21 protein-coding genes are annotated in these 21,840 nt (G+C 61.9%); 13 read left to right on the plus strand and 8 right to left on the minus strand.

Annotated features, from left to right (window positions below; all coding sequences use genetic code 11):
* Positions 1–133 precede the first annotated feature (133 nt).
* Positions 134–553, plus strand: a complete 420-nt coding sequence (locus ACU688_RS21900; protein WP_257783960.1) for a polyribonucleotide nucleotidyltransferase — start codon at positions 134–136, stop codon at positions 551–553.
* Positions 554–568: 15 nt separating this feature from the next.
* Positions 569–1,474 (plus strand): cation diffusion facilitator family transporter, encoded by a 906-nt coding sequence (locus ACU688_RS21905; protein ID WP_448186378.1) that lies wholly within the window; start codon positions 569–571, stop codon positions 1,472–1,474.
* Between the two features lie 27 nt (positions 1,475–1,501).
* On the opposite strand, the gene ACU688_RS21910 is transcribed toward ACU688_RS21905, so the two are convergent.
* A complete protein-coding gene (locus ACU688_RS21910) occupies positions 1,502–2,578 on the minus strand; it encodes a DUF6515 family protein (protein ID WP_448186379.1) in 1,077 nt (358 codons plus the stop codon).
* A 415-nt stretch (positions 2,579–2,993) separates the two neighbouring features.
* Here ACU688_RS21910 and ACU688_RS21915 point away from each other — a divergent pair, with 415 nt between their 5' ends.
* Complete coding sequence (locus ACU688_RS21915) at positions 2,994–3,473, plus strand: Lrp/AsnC family transcriptional regulator (RefSeq protein WP_017735654.1); 480 nt, start codon at positions 2,994–2,996, stop codon at positions 3,471–3,473.
* A gap of 210 nt (positions 3,474–3,683) precedes the next feature.
* Positions 3,684–3,893: a DUF2788 domain-containing protein gene (locus tag ACU688_RS21920; RefSeq protein ID WP_025999909.1), complete on the plus strand. Its 210-nt coding sequence runs from the start codon at positions 3,684–3,686 to the stop codon at positions 3,891–3,893.
* On the opposite strand, the gene ACU688_RS21925 is transcribed toward ACU688_RS21920, so the two are convergent.
* From ACU688_RS21925 to ACU688_RS21940, 4 genes are all read right to left on the minus strand, one after another.
* On the minus strand, positions 3,888–4,523 hold the full coding sequence (locus tag ACU688_RS21925; RefSeq protein ID WP_448186380.1) for a pseudouridine synthase: 636 nt from the start codon (positions 4,521–4,523) through the stop codon (positions 3,888–3,890). The two genes, ACU688_RS21920 and ACU688_RS21925, sit on opposite strands and share 6 nt — an antisense overlap.
* A gap of 71 nt (positions 4,524–4,594) precedes the next feature.
* Positions 4,595–6,067, minus strand: coding sequence for an AMP nucleosidase (amn, locus tag ACU688_RS21930; protein WP_448186381.1), 1,473 nt, complete (start codon positions 6,065–6,067; stop codon positions 4,595–4,597).
* 185 nt (positions 6,068–6,252) lie between these two features.
* Positions 6,253–7,905, minus strand: coding sequence for an acyl-CoA dehydrogenase family protein (locus tag ACU688_RS21935; RefSeq protein WP_448186382.1), 1,653 nt, complete (start codon positions 7,903–7,905; stop codon positions 6,253–6,255).
* Positions 7,906–7,995: 90 nt separating this feature from the next.
* On the minus strand, positions 7,996–10,368 hold the full coding sequence (locus ACU688_RS21940) for a hybrid sensor histidine kinase/response regulator (protein ID WP_448186383.1): 2,373 nt from the start codon (positions 10,366–10,368) through the stop codon (positions 7,996–7,998).
* A 276-nt stretch (positions 10,369–10,644) separates the two neighbouring features.
* Here ACU688_RS21940 and ACU688_RS21945 point away from each other — a divergent pair, with 276 nt between their 5' ends.
* The 4 genes from ACU688_RS21945 (at position 10,645) to ACU688_RS21960 (ending at position 14,165) form a co-directional block, all read left to right on the plus strand.
* The gene (locus ACU688_RS21945) at positions 10,645–11,442 is read left to right on the plus strand and encodes a hydroxymethylpyrimidine/phosphomethylpyrimidine kinase (protein ID WP_448186384.1); all 798 of its coding nucleotides are present in this window, start codon (positions 10,645–10,647) and stop codon (positions 11,440–11,442) included.
* Positions 11,443–11,460: 18 nt separating this feature from the next.
* Complete coding sequence (gene thiE, locus ACU688_RS21950) at positions 11,461–12,084, plus strand: thiamine phosphate synthase (protein ID WP_448186385.1); 624 nt, start codon at positions 11,461–11,463, stop codon at positions 12,082–12,084.
* A 17-nt stretch (positions 12,085–12,101) separates the two neighbouring features.
* Positions 12,102–13,385 (plus strand): glutamate-1-semialdehyde 2,1-aminomutase, encoded by a 1,284-nt coding sequence (gene hemL, locus ACU688_RS21955; protein ID WP_159955966.1) that lies wholly within the window; start codon positions 12,102–12,104, stop codon positions 13,383–13,385.
* Positions 13,386–13,610: 225 nt separating this feature from the next.
* Positions 13,611–14,165 (plus strand): tetratricopeptide repeat protein, encoded by a 555-nt coding sequence (locus ACU688_RS21960; RefSeq protein WP_017735646.1) that lies wholly within the window; start codon positions 13,611–13,613, stop codon positions 14,163–14,165.
* A 146-nt stretch (positions 14,166–14,311) separates the two neighbouring features.
* Here the strand turns inward: ACU688_RS21960 and ACU688_RS21965 are convergent, their stop codons facing one another.
* Entirely contained in the window at positions 14,312–14,638 is a 327-nt protein-coding gene (locus tag ACU688_RS21965; RefSeq protein WP_017735645.1) for a DUF1820 family protein, read from the minus strand.
* 131 nt (positions 14,639–14,769) lie between these two features.
* On the opposite strand from ACU688_RS21965, the gene miaB reads away from it, so the two are divergent.
* The 5 genes from miaB to lnt all read left to right on the plus strand — a co-directional run bounded on the left by miaB (position 14,770) and on the right by lnt (position 20,468).
* Positions 14,770–16,098 (plus strand): tRNA (N6-isopentenyl adenosine(37)-C2)-methylthiotransferase MiaB, encoded by a 1,329-nt coding sequence (gene miaB / locus ACU688_RS21970; RefSeq protein WP_448186386.1) that lies wholly within the window; start codon positions 14,770–14,772, stop codon positions 16,096–16,098.
* Between the two features lie 237 nt (positions 16,099–16,335).
* Positions 16,336–17,340 carry a PhoH family protein gene (locus ACU688_RS21975; RefSeq protein ID WP_207043173.1) on the plus strand — a complete coding sequence of 335 codons (1,005 nt, stop codon included), beginning with the start codon at positions 16,336–16,338 and terminating at the stop codon, positions 17,338–17,340.
* Positions 17,333–17,791 (plus strand): rRNA maturation RNase YbeY, encoded by a 459-nt coding sequence (ybeY, locus tag ACU688_RS21980; RefSeq protein WP_017735642.1) that lies wholly within the window; start codon positions 17,333–17,335, stop codon positions 17,789–17,791. Before ACU688_RS21975 ends, ybeY begins: the two co-directional genes overlap by 8 nt.
* Positions 17,792–17,831: 40 nt before the next feature.
* The gene (locus ACU688_RS21985) at positions 17,832–18,671 is read left to right on the plus strand and encodes a CorC family transporter (RefSeq protein ID WP_017735641.1); all 840 of its coding nucleotides are present in this window, start codon (positions 17,832–17,834) and stop codon (positions 18,669–18,671) included.
* Positions 18,672–18,944: 273 nt separating this feature from the next.
* The gene (gene lnt, locus ACU688_RS21990; RefSeq protein WP_448186447.1) at positions 18,945–20,468 is read left to right on the plus strand and encodes an apolipoprotein N-acyltransferase; all 1,524 of its coding nucleotides are present in this window, start codon (positions 18,945–18,947) and stop codon (positions 20,466–20,468) included.
* A gap of 143 nt (positions 20,469–20,611) precedes the next feature.
* Here lnt and ACU688_RS21995 read toward each other — a convergent pair whose 3' ends face one another.
* Both ACU688_RS21995 and ACU688_RS22000 read right to left on the minus strand, forming a co-directional pair.
* Positions 20,612–21,373 (minus strand): YdcF family protein, encoded by a 762-nt coding sequence (locus ACU688_RS21995; RefSeq protein ID WP_448186387.1) that lies wholly within the window; start codon positions 21,371–21,373, stop codon positions 20,612–20,614.
* A gap of 97 nt (positions 21,374–21,470) precedes the next feature.
* Positions 21,471–21,788 carry a hypothetical protein gene (locus ACU688_RS22000; protein WP_448186388.1) on the minus strand — a complete coding sequence of 106 codons (318 nt, stop codon included), beginning with the start codon at positions 21,786–21,788 and terminating at the stop codon, positions 21,471–21,473.
* Positions 21,789–21,840: the final 52 nt, after the last annotated feature.

Consider the following 21,840-nt stretch of genomic DNA (forward strand, 5'->3'; position numbering starts at 1 on the left):
TGCCGGTGCTGGTCTCAGAAGCGCCGCCCACTTCGATTGTGAATGCAATCAAAGGTGGGAGCTGGCTTGCCTGCTCCCACATTGGATCTTCGTCGCTTATAGTCCCGTATCAATCGTTTTCAGGAGATTCCCCATGCGTATCGCTTCCCGTGTCATCGGCGGTGTCCTCGCCGTCACCCTGCTGAGCCAATTGACGGCCTGCGGTTCGATCTTCTACCCGGATCGCCGTGGCCAGATCGACGGCAAGATCGACCCGACGATTGCCGTGCTCGACGCCGTGGGCCTGCTGTTCTACGTAATCCCTGGCCTGATTGCCTTCGGCGTGGACTTCGCCACCGGCGCGATCTACTTCGAACCGGGCAAGACCGCGCAAGTCGCGCCCGAGAAACTCCACGAAGCCATCGGCGCCGACGGCAAGGTTGATAACGCCAAGCTGCAAACCATCATCCAGAAAGAAACCGGCCACACCCTGCCGCTGGACGACCCGCGCATGATCCAGTTCAAGGGCAGCGTGCAACAACTCGCCTCCCTCGGCCTGCAACCCGCCGCCTAAGGATTCGACCCGCCTATGACCAGCAGCCCTGAACACGCCAGGCTCCTGCGCCTGGCCACCCGCGCGTCGGTCGGAGTGGCCTGTGCGCTGATTATCACCAAGGCCATCGCCTGGTGGCTCAGCGGCTCGGTGAGCATGCTCGCCGGGTTGACCGACTCGCTGCTGGACGGCGTCACCTCGCTGCTGAATCTAATCGCCGTGCATTACGCCCTGCGCCCGGCCGATGACGATCACCGTTATGGCCACGGCAAGGCGGAGTCACTGGCGGGCATGGCCCAGGCCCTGTTTATCGGCGGGAGTGCGGTGTTGATCGCGCTGCAAGCTTATGAACGCTTGCAACACCCGGAGCCGGTCGGCGCGCCGTGGCTGAGCATTGGCGTGATCATTTTTTCGCTGGTGCTGACGGTGGCGTTGCTGATGCTGCAACACCGGGTGGTGCGCGAAACCGGCTCGAATGCGGTGCGGGCCGACTCGCTGCACTACCGCTCGGACTTGCTGCTCAACGGCAGCATTCTGGTGGCGCTGGTAATTGCAGGCCTGGGTTTTCATCAGGTGGACGCGTGGTTCGGCCTGGGCATTGCCGCCTACATTTTGTGGAGTGCGATCCAAATCGCCCGGGAAAGCTTTGCGGTGTTGATGGATGAAGAGCTGCCAGCAGACGTCAGCCAGCACATGCTGGAACTGGCCCGCAGCGTACCGGGCGTGCTCGGCGCCCATGATTTGCGCACGCGCATCTCGGGCAACCACTGGTTTGTGCAGTTGCACCTGGAACTGCCGGGGGAATTGACGTTATCCGTGGCCCACGCCATCAGCGACCAGGCCGCCGACGCGATCCATAACGCCTACCCGCGTGCCGAAGTGCTGGTGCATGCGGATCCTGTGGATCAGCCACAAGCGGCAAGTTACAAGCCTCAAGCTTGAAGCTAAAAACTTGCCGCTTGCTGCTGCTTAATATTCCACCTGATACCCACGGCTGCTCAGGCAGTTGCCCTGGGCCTGGCGGTAGGTTTGCACCACCGCCGGGTCGGGGGCGTAGGTGACTTGTTGCGGGTCGAAGCCGCTTTGCTGCACAGCCCAGCGATAACAGTCATAACCGTCCTGCTGCACCTGGGCCGGTGACTGGCCGTTGGCGGGATAGGCCACCACGTCATAGCCATTACCCTGCGGCGCCGGCTGTGGCGCGGGCACTTGCGTGGGCGGTTGCACCACCACGTACTGCTGGGAGCTGCTTTCGTAGGTGTAATAGGCACCGGCGGCGAGGAAGAACAGCGCGCTGCCCATCCACACTTCCCGCGCGTAGTCCGGCAGGTATTGCACGCGGATGCCGTACGGTGGCGTCACCACCACATAACGCGGGCCCTGCGGGCGATACCAGTAGCCACCGGAGAAGAAGTAGTCCTGGCCACGGTAAGGCACGCGGTAGTTGCGGTCGGGAAAGCGGTCGATCACGTACCCAGGGCGATGCTGCGGGCCGGGGCCCCAGCCATTGCCGTGCCCGTCGGGGCGGCCTGGCCAGCGGTTGTCGCCAGGGCGGTTATTGTTGTAGCCGCCGCCATTGTTGCCTGGGCGCGAGCCGGGGCCGCCGGCTTCCCAATGTTGGTTGCCGTCGTTGCGGCGGGGGATGTCGCGGTAGTAACCCTGGCGCGGTTCCTGGGTCTGGCGCACGGTGTCGGGGCGGCTCTGGATCGGCAGGTTGTTCGACGGCTGCGGTTGCACGGGCCGACTCGGCTCATTGCCCGGCTGGCGACCTTGCCAATGGTCGTTCTGGCCACCGCGCTGTTCGAAATGCTGATTCTGCGGGCGAGGCTGATTGTTCTCTGGCCGTGGCTGGTTGTTTTCCGGCCGTGGCGCGTTGTTCTGCGGGCGTGGTTGTTCATTGCCCTGCTGTCGACCCCCGCCCTGGCCGCGCTCATGCTGACCCGCGCCTTCAGGGCGTGGTGTGTTATCACGCTCGTCGGCCAATGCTTGCGCGCCAACGGCGGCCATCAGCAAACCTACACCTGTCAAACGCCAGATGCGCTTCATGCTATTCCTCACTGCGGATTAGGGCCTATCCATGAGACTGGAAAAGCATGGCCCGGTTCTCGGACAGGTTATCAGTCACGAGAAACATTTTCGCAGGCAAAAAGAAAGGGGTGACCCGTCGGCCACCCCTTGAGAACTTCGTCCGTGCTCAACGCTTTTGACGTTGGCTCACCTCACGCCGTCTTGTGGACAGTGTGCAGCCTGGAGGCCGGCTCAACCCTACTGGGGCGGCGGCCGCAGCGGGCCTGATTGGGCGCGCTGCTGTGGACTGTTGTCCAGGCGGTGATTCTGTTGATAAAGATACCCGCCAGCGCCCGGCAGATGATTGCGAAGATTGCGTCAATAAACAGTGCTTGCGCAATTTTTAACCCTTCATAGATAATTCGCCGCAATAGTTACGACAAAGGCCAACCCAATGAGCAAGCTTGACCGATACGACCTGAGTATTTTGGCGGAATTGCAGCGTGACGCGCGGATCTCCAACCAGGAGTTGGCCGAACGCATCGGCTTGTCGCCATCGCCGTGCTCGCGCCGGGTCAAGCAGTTGGAAGACGACGGCTACATCGCGCGCCAGGTCGCCCTGCTCGACCGCAAGATGCTGGGCCTGAGCCTCACCGCCTATGTGCTGATCGGCATGGACCGACATACACCGGAGCGTTTCGAGAACTTCGAGGCGGCGATTCGCACCCTGCCCCAGGTGCTGGAATGCAGCTTGGTCACCGGGATGGATGCTGACTATCAGTTGAAGGTGGTGGTGCCGGATATGGATCACTATCAGAAATTGCTGCTGGGGCATCTGACGCGTATCGATGGTGTGACCAGTGTGCGGTCGAGTTTTGTACTGAACCAGGTACTCAACAGCACCGAACTCCCCCTGACCCACCTGCGCACTTAAGATCAATAGAGATCAAATGTGGGAGCTGGCTTGCCTGCGATGCAGGCGACTCGGTCTTTCAGTTGCACCGAGGTGATGCTATCGCAGGCAAGCCAGCTCCCACACAAGCCAGCTCCCACATTGACCGCGACCGACTCAGGTCAATGTTGTGTCTTTAGCGCTGCCGTATACTTCCCGCCTGTATTGTCGGAAAAATACCCCATGAACAACATCGACCCCGCCCTCTTCGAAGAATGGATGATGACCGGCCTGGTCACCATCCTGATCATTTTCATGGGCTTTATCGTCTGGGACCTGGCGAAGAAGTCCAAGGCCGGGCGCTTTGGCTCGTTTATCCTGTTCTTCGTACTGGGCCTGGGCGTGGCCGCGTTCATCATCAAGAGCGTGGTGATCGGCCTGATCGAGTCCGGCGCCCTATAGGCGCGCCGGCACTTCCTTCCACTGGCCCTGGTCCAGGCCGTCGATCGTCCAGTCGCCAATTCGCACACGCACCAGGCGCAAAGTGGGCAAGCCCACCGCTGCCGTCATACGCCGAACCTGGCGGTTGCGCCCTTCCCGAATCACCAATTCCAGCCACGACGTGGGCACGCTTTTGCGAAAGCGTACCGGCGGGTTGCGCGGCCATAACTCCGGCTCAGCCAACTGCCGGGCTTCGGCGGGCAAGGTCATGCCGTCGTTGAGTTCCACACCGGCACGCAGGCATTGCAGCTGTTCTTCACTCGGTTCGCCTTCCACCTGCACCCAATAGGTTTTCGCCAGCTTGTGCTTGGGGTCGGCAATCCGCGCCTGCAACTGGCCATCGTTGGTCAGCAGCAGCAAACCTTCGCTGTCACGGTCGAGGCGGCCCGCCGGGTAGATGCCGGGGATGTCGATAAAATCCTTGAGGGTCGCGCGCCCGCCTTCGTCGCTGAACTGGGTCAGCACGTCGAATGGCTTATTGAACAGGATCAGCTTCGGCTCGGCCGGCGGTGCCTTGGCAACGCGGCGCGCGGCGGAATACGGGGGTTTCACGCCAGGGCGGCGCGAATCGGGACGGGTGGGACGGGACATGGCTTCGGTACATCTAACGATCAGGACCGACAATGCTAGTGGCCTGACCGTTAAATGACCATCCCAACCGCTTAGCGGAACGGCGGCTCGTCGAAGCTGCGCAGTTTGCGCGAGTGCAGCGAGTTGAGTTCGGTGCGCAGCAGATCCACCGCCTCGATGCCGATCTTCAAGTGCTGGCTCACCGCACGCTCATAGAACGCGTTGGCCGAACCCGGCAGCTTGATCTCGCTGTGCAGCGGCTTGTCCGAGACACACAACAACGTGCCGTACGGCACCCGCAAGCGATAACCCTGGGCGGCGATGGTGCCGCTTTCCATGTCCACTGCGACGGCGCGGGACAGGTTGATCAGCGGCCGTTCCTGGGCCCAGCGCAGTTCCCAGTTGCGGTCGTCGTAAGTCAGCACGGTGCCGGTACGCAGGCGTTTTTTCAGCTCTTCGCCTTTTTCGCCGGTGACGTTGGCGGCCGCTTGCTGCAAGGCCATCTGCACTTCGGCCAGGGCCGGGATCGGGATGTTCGGCGGCACCACCCGGTCGAGAATCCCGTCGCGGCGCATATAGGCGTGGGCCAGTACGTAGTCGCCGATGGTCTGGGATTGGCGCAGGCCGCCGCAGTGGCCGATCATCAGCCAGCAATGCGGACGCAGCACAGCCAAGTGATCGGTGATGTTCTTGGCGTTGGACGGGCCGACGCCGATGTTCACCAGGGTCACGCCGTGGCCGTCGCTGGCCTGCAAGTGATAGGCCGGCATCTGATAACGGTGCCAGACCACGCCCGCGGCAATTGCCGACGCTTCGCCGTGGTCCATGCTCTTGTCGATCACCACATTGCCCGGCAGCACCATGCGGATAAAACGCGGGTCGCTGCGCAGTTGTTCCAGGCCATGCACGATGAACTGGTCAACGTAGCGGTGGTAGTTGGTCAGCAGGATCCACGGCTGCACATGGCGCCAGTCGCTGCCGGTGTAGTGCACCAGGCGGCGCAGGGAAAAGTCCACGCGGGCCGCATCGAACAGCGCCAGGGGCAGCGGGTCGGTGTTTTCCCAATCGTAGAGGCCGTCGGCGATGCCATCGGTGGCGGCCGACAGGTCGGTGCTCGGGAACACGCGGGCCAGGGTCGCGGCGGTCACGCCGGAGCCGGCCAGTTCGTCGCCCTGCTCCACCACGTACGGGTACGGGATGTTCTGCTGGCTGACGCCCACTTCCACCGTCACGGTGAAGTCGTGCATCAGCGGCACCAGTTGCTCCAGCAAATACTTACGGAACGCGGCGGGATGGGTGACGGTGACACTGTAGGTCCCCGGCAACTGGACCTTGGCGTACGCCCGGGTAGTCTGTGGGACTTCGCCGTGGCAGTGGTAAGTCAGGCGCAGTTCCGGGTAGCGAAACAGCGCGCGTTGTTCGGCGTCGGGTTCGACGCGGTCCTTGAGGTATTGCTTGAGGGCTTGGTTGAGTGCGCCGGTAGCACGCTCATGCAGAGCCGCCAGCCGGTCCACGGCTTCTTCGGCGGATTGAACGACAACAAAAGCTTCGGTCACGGTAAGCATCCTGTGTTCTGACGTGCAGGCCTTTATCTTGCCTGTAACCCGGGCTCACTGAAACAGTGCAATTGGAATGCGATTAATAATGTGGGAGCGGGCTTGCTCGCGAATGCGGTGTATCAGCCACCTATTCAGCAACTGACCCACCGCATTCGCGAGCAAGCCCGCTCCCACATTTTGACCCAATACAGTCAGAGGGGTTGGGGGGTGGACCGGGCGACGATAGTTGCTACATCGACACCACGCGGCAACGTGCCGTACACCCGCCCGGACGATTCGCCGAGGCGACTGGCAATAAACCCATCGCTGACCGCCCCATTCCCCGCCTCCAGCAACAACTTGGCCTGCAACGCCACAGCGATATCCTCGGTCAATTGCCGCGCGCGGTACTGGATGTCCTGGGTGTCCATAAACGCCGATTTCAACTGTTCGATATGCCGCGCCAGCGACTTGTCACCGTGCCCGTCCCCCAGTTCGACAAACAACGCCTCCAACACCCCCGGCTCTTTCGACAACGCGCGCAGCACATCCAGACACTGCACATTGCCGGAACCTTCCCACGTCGAATTCACCGGCGCCTCACGGTACAGGCGCGGCAGGATGCTGTCTTCGACATACCCTGCACCGCCCATGCACTCGGCGGCCTCGTTGATCATTGCCGGCGCGCGTTTGCAGATCCAGTACTTGCCCACCGCCGTCACCAGCCGGGCGAACTTGGCTTCCTGTTCATCCCCGAGGTGATCCAGCGCGCGGCCCATGCGCATGCTCAACGCCAGCGCCGCTTCACTCTCCAGCGCCAGGTCGGCCAACACGTTCTGCATCAGCGGCTGCTCGCTAAGTACGCGGCCGCCCACCAAACGATGGGCGCAATGATGGCTGGCCTGGGTCAGTGCCTGGCGCATCAAAGCACTGGAGCCGACCATGCAATCGAAGCGGGTCATGGCGACCATCTCGATAATGGTCGGTACGCCCCGGCCTTCTTCGCCGATCATCCACGCCAGGGCGCCACGGAACTCCACTTCGCTGGAGGCGTTGGAGCAGTTGCCGAGTTTGTTCTTCAGCCGCTGGATGTAAAACTCGTTGCGCGTGTCATCCGGGCGGTGCCGGGGCAGCAGGAAACAGGTGAGGCCCTTGTCGGTCTGGGCCAGGGTCAGGAAGGCATCGCACATCGGCGCCGAGCAGAACCACTTGTGCCCCACCAGTTCATAGGCCTGGCCGGGGCCGCCGGCGCCCACCGGATAGGCGCGGGTGGTGTTGGCGCGCACGTCGGTGCCGCCCTGTTTCTCGGTCATGGCCATGCCGATGGTGGCCCCGGTTTTATGGGCGATGCCGACGTTGCGGGGGTCGTATTCGGTGTTGAGAATTTTCGGCAGCCAGATATCAGCCAAATCCGCCTGCAAGCGCAGGGCCGGCACACAGGCGAAGGTCATGGTCAGCGGGCAACCGGTGCCGGCTTCGGCCTGGCTGTGCAGGTAGGTCAAGCCGGCGCGGGCCACGTGGGCGCCCGCCTGTGGATGCGCCCAGGGCAGCGATGGCAGGCCGTGCTCCACCGCCGTGCGCATCAACTCGTGGTACGCCGGGTGGAACTCCACCAGGTCGATGCGATGACCATAACGGTCATGGCTGCTGAACAGCGGCTTGTTCTGATTCGCCAGGAACCCGGCCGCCATCAGCGGGCCACCGGCCAGCGCACCGTAGGCATCCAGGCGCGCCTCGGCCCAGCCGGCACCCAAGCGCCGCGACCACTCTTGCAAGGGTACGTCGATGCGATACAGGTTGGTGCCATCCAGGGACGGCGGCTGGTTGGTGACGTCGTGGGTTTCGGCGAACTGATGCAGGTTCATGACGGGCCTCCTGGAAAAAAGGCCACGGTCATTGGCGGCCTGGATTTCAGTTAAGCACCGGCACTGCGCTTAAAAAAGTGGCATAGCCGCCTAATGTCCGGCGCTTTCGCCCTCGACCTGGCACAGCACACAGCGCTCCAGCACCGCTTGCAACGCCTCGAAACGCACGGGCTTGGCCAGCCGCTCGGTGATGCCAATACCATGGCAGCGCTCACGGTCTGAGGTATTCAGCGATGAACTCAAGGCGATCACCGGCAGCTCACCGCAGCCCGGCAAGGCACGGATCTGACAGCACAACGAGAAACCGCCCTCCGGCACATCCAGCAATACCGCCTCGAAGGTCTCCCCCTGCAAGGCCGCCAGTGCCGCGGGGCCGCTGTCCACGGTTTTAACCCGGTAACCGAGCTTGAGCAGCATGCCGCGCACCGCCAACTGGCCGACGCTGTTGTCATCCACCAACAGCACCGCGCAATCCTGCGGCGCGCGCTGCGGGCCAGGCCGGGCAGCTTTCGGTTCGGACGGTGCTGGATTGACCTCGACTTCCAGCTGGAAGCGGCTGCCCTTGCGCGGTTCGGAGTGATGGGTCAGGCGCCCGCCCAACAACTCGATCAACTGCCGGCAGATCGCCAGGCCAATACCCAGACCACCGTATTCACGGGTGGTCGAACCGTCGAGCTGGAAGAAACGCTGGTACAGCGTGGCCTCGTCAAGAAAGGCAAAACCGATGCCGCTGTCGGTGACGATAAAGCTCAGGTGCAGCGCCCCTGCGCCGTCGGGCACACCGACCACACGCACGCGCACCGCGCCCTGATGGGTGAACTTGAAGGCGTTGTCCAACAGGCAATCCAGGCACTGGGTCAGCTTGTCCGCGTCGCCGATCACCCGGTCCGGCAGTTCATCCGCGACATCGATGGAAAACTCCAGGCCCTTGCTTTGCGCGCTGGCGCTGAACTGCTGGCGCAAGGTGTCGAGCACGCCGCGCAGGCTGAACACCTGCGGCTGCGCGGTGAGGCGGCCAGCTTGCAGCTCGGTGAGGGTGAGGATGCCGTTGACCATGCGCATCATGTCCCGTGCCGAGCCGGCGGCGGTCCGCTGGTACTGCGCGAGGTCATCGTCCAGGGGAACGGTTTGCATCAGTTCGAGGGAGCCGATCACGCCGTTCATCGGCGTGCGCAGTTCGTGGGTCAGGGTGGCGAGAAACTCGTCCTTGAGCCGGTTGCTGCGGGCCAGTTGCTGGTTGAGCACTTCGAGTTTCTGGCTGGCATCGAACAGAATCTGCGCCTGTTGCTCGCGCATGCCGTTGATGCGATCCGCCAGGGCCAGGGACAGCAGCGCCACCTCGATGGCCGAGCCGATCTGGCTGGCGTACATGGTGAGAAACACGTTGGGCAGGTAGCCCAATACCATCATGGTGTTCACCACCCCACCGAGCAGGAACGCCGACCAGGCAATGATGAAATACCGCGCCATGCGCTGGCCGCACAGCCAGGCTTTGATCGCCGCAATAAAGATGGTCACGGTGAACACCAGCGCCAGGCCGGTCGCCAGGCGCAGGGCCACGGCGTAGCTGGTCAGCAGTGCCAGCGCCATCACCAAGGCGCCGCAGGCAGCCAGCGCCAGCAAGATGCGGTCGAGCCAACGGCTGTGCTGCGCGGTATGCAGGAAGCTGCGCGCGAACAGGCTGCCGAACAGCGCCGCCGAGCCGATCAGGAACGGCACCGCAGCATTCGTCCACCACGGGTTGTTCGGCCAGAAGTACTCCACGGCCACGCCGTTCACCGACAACTGGTACAAACCGAACGAGGCGATATAGAGGATGTAATAGAGGTAGCTGGTGTCGCGCACGCTCAGGTAGATGAACAGGTTGTAGATCAACATCCCTAGCAAGACGCCGTAGATCGCGCCCAACACATAGAGGCGCAGCGGCTGCTGTTCCAGGTAGGCGGTGCCGGCCCACAGGGTCAGTGGCGCCTGGATCGAACCTTCACTTTGCAGGCGCAGGTAGATCGTCTCCTGCTGGTCGGGCACGAAATTGAGCTTGAACAGGTAGTTGCTCTGGCGCACTTCCCGGCTGGAAAACGGCAGCGCGCTGCCGGTGCGGGTACTCAGGCGGTAGGTGCCGGTGCTGTCGCTCTGGTACAGGTCCAGGTGATTGAGCGGCGGGTAGGCCAGCTCCAGGAACCAGGTGCGTGGCGCGCGAGGGTCTTTGGCCCGGTAATGCAGGTCGATCTTGAGCCAGAACACCGAACGCGAATAACCGGCATTGAGGGTGGCTTTGTCATGGGGCTTGAACTGGGCGGCGTAGGCGGGGGAACTGACTTCGGCGATGGTGAGGGCGTCGGTGGGGTCTTCGAGCACTTGCATCACTCGGCCCAGGGGCAGGCTTCGCGTGTCCTGGTTGAACTCGACGGCGTTGGCGAGCAGCGGCAGCCCGCACAACAGAAAAATCAAAAAATAGCGCATAGAGCCCCAGCGTGGCCTGTCCGGTTATGTCAAAAAGTCCCCATTCCTTTTGAGAAGACGTATACCGGCAATACTGTTAGTAATTTGGATCCACTCTAGCATAGCTGCTAAAGGCCACTAGAAGCCATGTAAATAAATTTTACGAAGGCTCTAGGACGGTGCTTTCAGAGCGATTCCATGTACTTGGCAAGCGCCAAAAAAGTGCCACACGCGGGGCGAAATTCAACCATCGCCAGACAGCCACGCAAAAAGCGTTTGGTGGTAAGCTCGCGCACCATGAATATCTACAGCTCTCGCCCCGTTGTCCTCTGTCTCTCCGGCCATGACCCCAGTGGTGGCGCCGGCCTGCAGGCAGATATCGAAGCCCTGCTCGCCCAGGGTTGCCATGCGGCTCCGGCCGTCACCGCCCTGACCGTGCAGAACACCGTCAATGTCAGCGATTTCCGCGTGCTCGACCGCGAGTGGGTGCTGGCCCAGGCCAACGCCGTGCTGGGCGACTCCGAGGTCGCGGCGGTCAAGCTGGGCATGCTCGGCTCCACCGCCATGGTCGATACCGTGGTTGAACTGCTGCAGGCGTACCCGCACCTGCCGGTGGTGTGCGACCCGGTACTGCGCGCCGGCGGCGGAGGCAGCCTGGGCAAGGATGAAGTCGGCTATGCGATGCGCGAGCGATTGTTGCCGCTGTCGCTGATTGCCACGCCGAACCTGCCCGAAGCGCGCATCCTCGCCGAACTGCCTGACGGCACGGCGGACGAATGCGCCGCGAAGCTGCTGCCGTATATCAAGCACCTGCTGATCACCGGCGGGCATGGCGATGAGCATGAAGTGCACAACCGTCTATATAGCCGCGACGGCACGCAACAGACCTTCACCTGCCAGCGCCTGCCGGGCAGCTATCACGGTTCGGGCTGCACGCTGGCCAGTGCGCTGGCGGGGCGGATCGCCCAAGGCGAAGGCTTGGTCAGCGCCGTGCAATCGGCCCTCAACTACACTTGGCGCACCCTGCGTGACGCCGAACAACTCGGCCAGGGCCAATTCGTACCGCGCCGTCTGCCGCTGGATTTCTGCTCGTAAGACCAAGGGGCTTGCCCGATGAAACTACGTGGCCTTTACGCCATTACCGACAGCCAACTGCTGGCCGGCAAATTCCTCGCCTACGTCGAAGCGGCGTTGGACGGTGGCGTGACCCTGTTGCAGTACCGCGACAAAAGCAGCGACGAAGCCCGGCGCCTGCGCGAAGCGGAAAAGCTACGGGAGCTGTGCTCGCGCTACAAGACCCAGTTGATCATCAACGACGACGCCGAACTGGCCGCGCGCCTGGGCGTCGGCGTGCACCTGGGCCAGACCGACGGCCCGCTGACGCCAGCCCGCGCACTGCTCGGCCCCAAGGCAATCATCGGCAGCACCTGCCACAGCCAGATCGAACTGGCCGAGCAGGCTGCGAACGAGGGCGCGAGTTACGTCGCCTTCGGTCGCTTCTTCAATTCCAGCACCAAACCCGGCGCCCCGACGGCCACCGTCGAGATGCTGGCCCAGGCCCGCGCGCGCTTGCAGCTGCCGATCTGCGTGATCGGCGGCATCACCCTGGAGAATGCCGAACCGCTGGTGGCCCACGGGGCCGACCTGCTGGCGGTGGTCCACGGCCTGTTCGGTGCCGACAGCACCCAGGAAGTCACGCGCCGCGCCCGCGCCTTCAACGCCCTTCTTAAGATTTGATTTCAGAGAGCCCCATCATGTCCCGTTCCGAAACGCTGTTTGCCAATGCCCAGAAACACATCCCCGGCGGTGTGAACTCCCCCGTGCGTGCGTTCAAGAGCGTGGGCGGTACGCCGTTGTTCTTCAAGCATGCCGAAGGCGCCTACGTCACCGACGAAGACGACAAACGTTATGTGGATTACGTTGGCTCGTGGGGCCCGATGATCCTCGGCCACAGCCACCCGGACGTACTCGACGCCGTGCGCAAGCAGCTGGAACACGGTTTGTCCTACGGCGCGCCGACGGCGATGGAAACCGAGATGGCCGACCTGGTCTGCTCGATCGTGCCGTCGATGGAAATGGTGCGCATGGTCAGCTCCGGCACCGAAGCCACCATGAGCGCGATCCGCCTGGCCCGTGGTTTCACCGGCCGCGACAGCATCATCAAGTTCGAAGGCTGCTACCACGGCCACTCTGACAGCCTGCTGGTGAAAGCCGGTTCCGGCCTGCTGACCCAAGGCGTGCCAAGCTCGGCCGGCGTACCGGCGGCGTTTGCCAAACACACCCTGACCCTGCCATTCAACGACATCGCCGCCGTCGAGCAGATGCTCAATGAAGTGGGCCAGGACGTGGCGTGCATCATCGTCGAGCCAGTGGCCGGCAACATGAACTGCGTACCGCCGGCGCCGGGCTTCCTCGAAGGCCTGCGCGAACAGTGCGACAAGCATGGCGTGGTGCTGATTTTCGACGAAGTGATGACCGGTTTCCGCGTGGCCCTCGGCGGCGCGCAGGCACACTACGGCGTAACGCCAGACCTGAGCACCTTCGGCAAGATCATCGGTGGCGGCATGCCCGTCGGCTGCTTCGGCGGCAAGCGCGAGATCATGCACCACATCGCGCCGCTGGGCCCGGTGTACCAGGCGGGCACCTTGTCCGGCAACCCACTGGCCATGGCCGCTGGCCTGACCACCCTGCGCCTGATCAGCCGCCCGGGTTTCCACGCCGAGCTGACCGACTACACCACGCGCCTGCTCGACGGCCTGCAACAGCGCGCCGACGCTGCGGGTATCCCGTTTGTCACCACGCAGGCAGGCGGCATGTTCGGCCTGTACTTCAGCGGTGCCGACGATATCGTCACCTTTGATGACGTGATGGGCAGCGATGCCGACCTGTTCAAACGCTTCTTCCACCTGATGCTGGAAGGTGGTGTATACCTGGCGCCAAGTGCGTTTGAAGCCGGCTTCACCTCGATCGCCCATGGCGAAGCCGAGCTGAAACTGACCCTGGATGCCGCCGAACGCGCCTTTGCTGCCTTGAAGTAAGCCCCAGCACAGTCTGACGTGGCCTTGGGCTGCGTCAGATTTGCTACTTTGCTTACAGACTTTTCCTGCATTTTTCGAGAATTCACCTGCAATCCGGCAGATAACTTGCCCAACCAGCAGAAAAACGAGTAAAGACTTTGTAAGCAGAGGCCTGCTTATTTCATAATGCGCGCTTATTGGATCCCGCGAGGGTCCGCGTGCCCCGTCAGAGGTAAGTCGATTCCCATGAAACGCACCGGCCGCACCCTGGTTCTGGGCTGCCTGTTGCTCCTTCAGCCGCTGCTGGCACATGCACAAGCAGGCGGCAACTCGTTGTTAATCCCAGCGATGGGTCGTTGCACCCTCAATACCCAGCCAGACAGCCAGGCCGAAGCCCTGAGCGCGTGCCAGAAACAGGCCGACGGCGGGGATGCGCAGGCGCAATACGAGTTGGGTGAGTACTTCCACGACAGCAAGAACCCCGCCCGCGACCTCAACAAAGCCTTGAGCTACTTCGAGAAAGCCTCGTTGCAGGGCCATGCTGAAGCCCAATTCAAGCTGGGCACCATGTTCTTTCATGGCGAAGGCGTGCCGGCGAACAACGTCCAGGCCTATATCGTGCTGAAAATGGCGGCGGTCAACGGTGCCGAGGATGCGCTGGATACGGCCGACGAAGTGGCCGAGCACATGCAGCGTGATGAGTTGGAAGTGGCGACCCAGGTGCTGGGGCAGATCTTCCGTAATTATTTGCAGGAATTGCAGAGTGCGGATGGGCGTTCGCCCTTCTCACCCCTCCCCTGAGCCACCCTTTTTGGCGAGGGAGCTTGCTCCCGCTGGGGCGCGAAGCGGCCCCAATGCATTTCAGCGGCATATCAGAAAAACATCAGTGAATGGTTTGGGGGCCGCTTCGCAGCCCAGCGGGAGCAAGCTCCCTCGCCACAAACGCCCTACTTCTCAGGCATCGGCATCGGAAATGGCATCACATTGCCCATGCCCCGTGCCTCGCTGATCTTCGGCGTGCCCAAGCGCTCGACTTCATCAATGCGCACAATCGAATGCATCGGCACAAAACTGCGCACCACGCCCTCGAACTGGGCCTTGAGCTTCTCTTCGCCCGGGTCGACGACCAACTGGGTGCGCTCGCCAAAGACGAATTCCTCCACCTCCAGGAAACCCCACAGATCGCTCTGATAGATCTGCTTGGCGTACATTTCGAACACCTGGCCCTGGTTGAGGAAAATCACCTTATAGATTGGAGCTTCACGTTTGGTCATGGTGGGCGAGCAACACATCGGGGATATAAAAGAGGGCGCGAACTATAGCATGGCACCCGATGCACAACGCTAGGAACCAATGGGCATGCCCCCTATAATGCGCGGTTCTTTACCACCAGTTGACGATTCCCATGGCCAAGAAGCTTTACATCGAAACCCACGGTTGCCAGATGAACGAGTACGACAGCTCGCGCATGGTCGATCTGCTGGGCGAACACCAGGCCCTGGAAGTCACCGCCCGCGCCGAAGATGCCGACGTGATCCTGCTCAATACCTGCTCGATCCGCGAGCGGGCCCAGGACCGTGTGTATTCGCAGCTGGGCCGCTGGCGTGAATTGAAACTGGCCAACCCGGAAATGGTGATCGCCGTCGGCGGTTGCGTGGCCAGCCAGGAGGGCGCCGCGATCCGCGACCGCGCGCCCTATGTCGACGTGGTCTTCGGCCCGCAAACCCTGCACCGCCTGCCGGAAATGATCGACGCCGCGCGCATCACCAAGCTGCCGCAGGTCGATGTGTCATTTCCTGAAATAGAAAAGTTCGACCATTTGCCTGAACCGCGCATCGATGGGCCGAGTGCCTACGTGTCGGTGATGGAAGGTTGCAGCAAGTACTGCACCTTCTGTGTGGTGCCCTACACCCGTGGCGAAGAAGTCAGCCGGCCGTTTGACGATGTCATGTCAGAAATCATCCACCTCGCCGAAAACGGCGTGCGTGAAGTGACCCTGTTGGGCCAGAACGTCAACGGCTATCGCGGCCTGACCCATGACGGCCGCCTGGCCGACCTGGCAGAGCTGATCCGCGTGGTCGCCGCCGTCGATGGCATCGAGCGCATCCGCTACACCACCTCGCACCCGCTGGAATTTTCCGACAGCTTGATCCAGGCCCACGCCGAAGTGCCGGAACTGGTCAAACACCTGCACCTGCCGGTGCAATCGGGCTCGGACCGCATCCTGTCGGCGATGAAGCGCAACCACACCGCCCTGGAATACAAATCCAAACTGCGCAAATTGCGCGCGGCCGTGCCGGGCATCTGCATCAGTTCGGACTTTATCGTCGGTTTCCCCGGCGAGACCGAGAAAGACTTCCAGCAGACCATGAAGCTCATCGAAGACGTCGGTTTCGACTTTTCCTACTCGTTCGTCTACAGCCAGCGCCCCGGCACACCGGCCGCCGACCTGGTGGACGAAACCCCGGAAGAACTGAAAAAAGAGCGCTTGAACGCATTGCAACATCGCTTGAATCAGCAAGGGTTTGAGATCAGCCGACAAATGGTCGGTTCCACCCAGCGCATCCTGGTGACCGACTATTCGAAAAAGGACCCGGGCGAGCTGCAAGGGCGCACCGAGAACAACCGAATCGTCAACTTCCGTTGCGACAATCCGACCCTGATCGGGCAGTTTGCCGACGTGCACATCGACGCGGCGCAACCGCACTCGTTGCGGGGCTCGCTGATCAACTGATCGCAAAAACCTGAAGACAAATGAAGACCAAATGTGGGAGCTGGCTTGCCTGCGATAGCGGTGTAACAGGCCGCATCTATTTTGGATGTGCCGGCCCTATCGCAGGCAAGCCAGCTCCCACAGGGGTTCTTCATTGGTCTGGAGAGTGAAGCCAGCCCATTTAAGTGCTTTCGCACACCGGCCACTGGCGTTATTCTCTATTTCACCTCAACAGCCAAAGGGCGGCTAAAAGCGACCTTGAACGCACCCATCGTAGAACCCCATCGTTTTCTCCTCGAGCCGTTTGAGGCTCGCCGTTTCGCCAACCTGTGCGGACAGTTCGACGAGCACCTGCGCCTGATCGAACAACGCCTGAGCATCGAGATCCGCAACCGCGGCAATCAGTTCGAGCTCATTGGTGAAGCCCAATACACCAAATCTGCGGAAAACCTGCTGCGCCGTCTCTACCGCGAAACCAAGGGTAGTGAGCTGTCGCCGGAAACCGTGCACCTGTATTTGCAGGAATCGGCTGTGGAAGACTTGGCTAATAACCCTGTAGCCGAAGCCAGCGTGGCCCTGCGTACCAAGAAAGGCATGATTCGCCCAAAAGGCTTGAATCAGCAGAAGTACGTCAAGGCGATCCTGGGTAACGACATCAATTTCGGCATCGGCCCCGCCGGTACCGGCAAGACCTACCTGGCCGTGGCCTGTGCCGTGGATGCCCTTGAGCGCGAGCAAGTGCGCCGCATCCTGCTGGTGCGCCCAGCGGTCGAGGCCGGCGAAAAGCTCGGTTTCCTGCCCGGCGACCTCGCGCAGAAGATCGACCCGTACCTGCGTCCGCTCTACGACGCGCTGTACGAAATGCTTGGCTTTGAATACGTGGCCAAGCTGATCGAACGCCAGGTAATCGAAATCGCTCCGCTGGCCTACATGCGCGGCCGCACCTTGAGCAACAGCTTCATCATCCTCGACGAAAGCCAGAACACCACGGTCGAGCAGATGAAGATGTTCCTGACCCGCATCGGGTTCGGCTCCACGGCCATTATCACCGGCGACATCACCCAGGTTGACCTGCCCAAGGGCACCAAGTCGGGCTTGAGCCATGTGATTGAAGTGCTCAAAGACGTGCCGGGCATCAGCTTCACGCATTTCTCGCCCAAGGACGTCGTGCGCCACCCGCTGGTGCAGCGCATCGTCGAAGCCTACGAGCGCTTCGAACACCGTGACGATGGTTTGTCCAAGGACGCTCGCCGCGATGCTTGAGCTAGACCTGCAGCTGGCCACCGAAGCGCCCGCCCCCAGTGAAGAGCAGTTCCGTCAATGGTGCGCCCTGGCCCTGCGCCAACGCACCGCCGACTCGGAACTGACCATCCGCCTGGTGGACGAGCCTGAAGGCCGTGAACTGAACCATACCTGGCGCCAGAAGGATTACGCGACCAACGTACTGTCCTTCCCCGCCGACGTGCCCGATGAGTTACTGGACATCCCACTGCTGGGTGACCTGGTGATCTGCGTCGAAGTCGTCGAGCGCGAGGCCAAGGAACAAGGCAAGGCACTGGAAGCCCATTGGGCGCACCTTGTCATCCACGGCTGCTTGCATCTCTTGGGTTACGACCATATAGACGATGACGAAGCCGAGGAAATGGAAACACTGGAACAAACGTTGCTTGCTGAACTGGGTCATCCAGACCCTTACGCAGATGACGAAAACTAAGACACTCAACTGAAACAACAAAGGATTTAGAGTAATCGCTATGAGCGAAGACCGATCGAGCAACGGGCAGAAGTCATGGCTGGGTAAACTGACCCAGGCTTTTGCCCACGAGCCGAAAAACCGCCAGGAGCTGCTGGAGCTGCTGCGCGAGGCCCACCAGAACAAATTGCTGGACAGCGAAGCGCTGGCCATCGTCGAGGGCGCCATCCAGGTCGCTGACCTGCAAGTACGTGACATCATGGTCCCGCGCTCGCAGATGATCAGCATCAAGGCGACCCAGACGCCACGGGAATTCCTCCCGGCCGTGATCGACTCGGCGCACTCGCGCTACCCGGTGATCGGTGAAAGCCACGACGACGTCATGGGCGTCCTGCTGGCCAAGGACCTGTTGCCGCTGATCCTCAAGGAGAACGGCGACAACTTCAACATCAAGGACCTGCTGCGTCCGGCCACCTTCGTGCCCGAGTCCAAGCGCCTGAATGTGCTGCTGCGCGAGTTCCGCGCCAACCACAACCACATGGCCATCGTGATCGATGAATACGGCGGCGTGGCCGGCCTGGTGACCATTGAAGACGTGCTGGAACAGATCGTCGGCGACATCGAAGACGAGCACGACGTCGAAGAAGACAGCTACATCAAGCCGCTGCCCAGCGGTGATTTCCTGATCAAGGCGCTGACGCCGATCGAGAACTTCAACGAGTTCTTCGACAGCGAATTCTCCGACGACGAGTTCGACACCGTGGGCGGCCTGGTGATGAACGCGTTTGGCCATCTGCCAAAACGCAACGAAACCACCGAGATCGGCGCCTACCGCTTCCGCATCCTCAATGCGGACAGCCGTCGCATCCACTTGATCCGCCTGACACCTATTGCCCGTTAAGGAAGGGGTGGGTCATCAGCTATTTCCTGTGTCGCGTTGCCCCTGAGAGCGGGCCAGGCAAGGCGCAGGCCGCAGGGAATGGCATTCCCTTTTCAAGGCCTGCAACGCAGCATGGCCCGCTCTCAGGGGCAACCCGAAGGGCCGGGCCTGCTGCGGCACAGGGCTGCGTTACTCGTCGTTCATTTGGAAAAACCAAACCACACTCCTCGCGCTTTGCCCTGTGCCGCAGCAGGCCCGGCGCGACACAGGAAATAGCTGATGACCCACCCCTACATGCGCCGTTTGATCGCACCCGGCTGGCCCGGTAATTTGCTGGCCGTGGTGGCCGGCGCCATCACCACCCTGGCGCTGGCGCCGTTCGATCTGTGGCCGTTTGCGCTGATCGCCGTCGGATTGTTCTATATCGGCCTGCGGGAACTGAGCCCACGCCAGGCCCTGGGCCGTGGCTGGTGCTTTGGTTTCGGCCTGTTTGGCGCCGGCACCAGCTGGATCTACTACAGCATCCACCACTTCGGCGGCGCTTCGGTGCTGCTGGCGGGTTTGCTGATGCTGGCGTTTACCGCCGCCATCGCCCTGTTCTTCGCCCTGCCCGCCTGGCTGTGGGTGCGCTGGCTGCGCCGCAATGAAGCGCCGCTGGCCGACGCGCTGACCTTTGCCGCGTTGTGGGTCGGCCAGGAAGCGTTTCGCGGCTGGTTCCTCACCGGTTTCCCGTGGCTTTATTCCGGTTACAGCCAGCTCGACGGCCCACTGACCGGCCTCGCGCCGCTGGGTGGGATGTGGCTGATTTCCTTCGCCCTGGCGCTGACGGCTGCCGTGCTGTGCAACCTGCCACGCCTGTTGGCGAGCAAGCGCAACGCCTTTATCGGCGCGGGCCTGGTGTTGTTGGTGGCGCCATGGGCCATCGGCCTGGCACTCAAGCATCACGCCTGGACCACGCCGTCCGGCGCACCACTGACCGTCGCTGCGATCCAGGGCAACGTCGAACAAAGCATGAAGTGGGACCCCGAGCAGCTCAATGCGCAGCTGGCGCTGTACCGCGACATGAGCTTCGCCTCCAAGCCGGTGGACTTGCTGATCTGGCCGGAAACCGCCGTGCCGGTACTCAAGGAATCGGTTGAAGGCTACCTGGGGATGATGGGCAAGTTCGCCGCCGACCGGCACAGCGCGCTGATCACCGGCGTGCCGATCCGCCAGGAAGTGCATCACCAGAAGCGTTACTTCAACGGCATCACCGTGGTCGGCGAAGGCGAAGGCACTTACCTCAAGCAGAAACTGGTGCCGTTTGGCGAATACGTGCCGTTGCAGGACATGCTGCGCGGGCTGATTGCCTTCTTCGACCTGCCGATGTCGGACTTCGCCCGCGGCCCGGAAGATCAGCCGATGTTGCAGGCCAAGGGCTATCAGATTGCGCCGTTCATTTGCTACGAAGTGGTGTACCCGGAGTTCGCCGCCGGCCTTTCAGCCCGCAGCGACTTGTTGCTGACCATCAGCAACGACACCTGGTTCGGCACGTCCATCGGCCCCTTGCAGCACCTGCAAATGGCACAGATGCGCGCACTGGAAGCCGGCCGCTGGATGATCCGCGCCACCAACAACGGCGTGACCGGCCTGATCAATCCGTATGGGCAGATCACGGTGCAGATCCCGCAGTTTGAGCGGGGGATTTTGTATGGCGAAGTGGTGCCGATGCATAACCTCACGCCGTACCTGCAATGGCGGTCGTGGCCGTTGATCGTTGTGTGCCTGATGTTGTTTGGCTGGGCGCTGCTGGCCGGGCGAATGGCCAAGACGGTCTGACAGGCAAACACAGAACCCATATGTGTACTGGCTTATGTGGGAGCTGGCTTGCCTGCGATGCAGGCACCTCGGTGTACCAGTTGTACTGAGGTGATGCCATCGCAGGCAAGCCAGCTCCCACAGTTGATCCACTGTGTTGCGGGTTATCGGTAAAAAAGCCGGTAACCTATCTGCCCCACCGCCTCATTGATCAACTGCCCGCTCTGCCAGATCGACTTGAACTCCGGCATCCAACCACCCAACGGCCGTGCGTTGTCCACACCCAGAAAACCGACCGGCCCTGGCACCACAGTGAAACCCGCCTGTTCAAAGCTCCACACCGAACGCGGCATGTGCCAGGCCTGGGTGACCACCACCACGCGCTTGATGCCTTCGGGCAGCAGAATTTCGGCACTCATCTGCGCATTTTCCCAAGTGGTACGGCTGCGCTCTTCTTTCCAGCGCACCGTGACGTCGAAGTCATCCTTCATCGACACGGCCATCAACTCGGCCTCGCTGGGCGGCGTGCCGTAGTGCAATCCGCCGCTGGTCAACACCGGCAACCCCGACGCCTTGGCCAGGCGCGCCGCATAACGCTCGCGCTCAAGCCCGATGCCGGTGGGCTGGTCGGTGCCCCACGCCGGATCGCCGCGCTCGCGCCCCGAACCCAGCACCACAATGGCGTCGGCGCGTTGCGCCAGGGTCGCCCATTCTTCCCGCGCCAATGGCGGCTCTGTCTCAAGGGCGTGGGCGCCCCACTCCACCATTACCGGCAGGCTGATCAGCCACATCCCACCTAGCCCCAAGGCAAAGCACAAATCGGCCAAGCGCGGACGGCTGCGACGAAACCACCAGGCAAGCGCCAGCAGCAGCAAGAAAAGGCCGGGGGGCAACAACAATTGTTTGATGAAATAACGAAAAGGCATCGGGCATCTCCAAAGATGCCCGAAGCCTAGATGCAACGGGATTTAGCGACAATCTTTACCAGCACAATTTGAGAAGGTTTACAGATAACGCTGTGCATCACTTGCACCGTACGGCCCATAGCTTTTCCGGGCCGCGAGCGGCAGGCAAGTCTTTCAGCCAAACCACCTTGGCCGAGCGCAAGGACTCTTGGGCGAGCGGGGAGGCTTGCCCAAACGATGCGCGGTGGTGATTGGACTCCAGGAAAACCTTGATCAGTTCAAGCTCTGCCTGGATCAAGCCACGCAACTCCAGCTCATCAGGCCGTTCATCACACAATCGGCCTGCTGTTTTTGCTGCATCCAATGCACGACCCAAACGGTCGATCAGTCCTTCGTACAACTGCGGTTTCGTTAAAGTTCGCTGCGATTCAGCCATCCCCTCACCTCATTGAAGAAAAGTCTTGCTCCCCAATAAACAGCGTAGCCCC

Source organism: Pseudomonas acericola (SeqCode) (assembly GCF_053456465.1).

Coding starts and splice junctions, on each gene's coding strand:
- ACU688_RS21900 (WP_257783960.1), top strand. CDS start 134: ATGCGTATCGCTTCCCGTGTCATCGGCGGTGTCCTCGCCGTCACCCTG.
- ACU688_RS21905 (WP_448186378.1), top strand. CDS start 569: ATGACCAGCAGCCCTGAACACGCCAGGCTCCTGCGCCTGGCCACCCGC.
- ACU688_RS21910 (WP_448186379.1), bottom strand. CDS start 2,578: ATGAAGCGCATCTGGCGTTTGACAGGTGTAGGTTTGCTGATGGCCGCC.
- ACU688_RS21915 (WP_017735654.1), top strand. CDS start 2,994: ATGAGCAAGCTTGACCGATACGACCTGAGTATTTTGGCGGAATTGCAG.
- ACU688_RS21925 (WP_448186380.1), bottom strand. CDS start 4,523: ATGTCCCGTCCCACCCGTCCCGATTCGCGCCGCCCTGGCGTGAAACCC.
- amn (WP_448186381.1), bottom strand. CDS start 6,067: ATGCTTACCGTGACCGAAGCTTTTGTTGTCGTTCAATCCGCCGAAGAA.
- ACU688_RS21935 (WP_448186382.1), bottom strand. CDS start 7,905: ATGAACCTGCATCAGTTCGCCGAAACCCACGACGTCACCAACCAGCCG.
- ACU688_RS21940 (WP_448186383.1), bottom strand. CDS start 10,368: ATGCGCTATTTTTTGATTTTTCTGTTGTGCGGGCTGCCGCTGCTCGCC.
- ACU688_RS21945 (WP_448186384.1), top strand. CDS start 10,645: ATGAATATCTACAGCTCTCGCCCCGTTGTCCTCTGTCTCTCCGGCCAT.
- thiE (WP_448186385.1), top strand. CDS start 11,461: ATGAAACTACGTGGCCTTTACGCCATTACCGACAGCCAACTGCTGGCC.
- hemL (WP_159955966.1), top strand. CDS start 12,102: ATGTCCCGTTCCGAAACGCTGTTTGCCAATGCCCAGAAACACATCCCC.
- ACU688_RS21960 (WP_017735646.1), top strand. CDS start 13,611: ATGAAACGCACCGGCCGCACCCTGGTTCTGGGCTGCCTGTTGCTCCTT.
- ACU688_RS21965 (WP_017735645.1), bottom strand. CDS start 14,638: ATGACCAAACGTGAAGCTCCAATCTATAAGGTGATTTTCCTCAACCAG.
- miaB (WP_448186386.1), top strand. CDS start 14,770: ATGGCCAAGAAGCTTTACATCGAAACCCACGGTTGCCAGATGAACGAG.
- ybeY (WP_017735642.1), top strand. CDS start 17,333: ATGCTTGAGCTAGACCTGCAGCTGGCCACCGAAGCGCCCGCCCCCAGT.
- ACU688_RS21985 (WP_017735641.1), top strand. CDS start 17,832: ATGAGCGAAGACCGATCGAGCAACGGGCAGAAGTCATGGCTGGGTAAA.
- lnt (WP_448186447.1), top strand. CDS start 18,945: ATGCGCCGTTTGATCGCACCCGGCTGGCCCGGTAATTTGCTGGCCGTG.
- ACU688_RS21995 (WP_448186387.1), bottom strand. CDS start 21,373: ATGCCTTTTCGTTATTTCATCAAACAATTGTTGTTGCCCCCCGGCCTT.
- ACU688_RS22000 (WP_448186388.1), bottom strand. CDS start 21,788: ATGGCTGAATCGCAGCGAACTTTAACGAAACCGCAGTTGTACGAAGGA.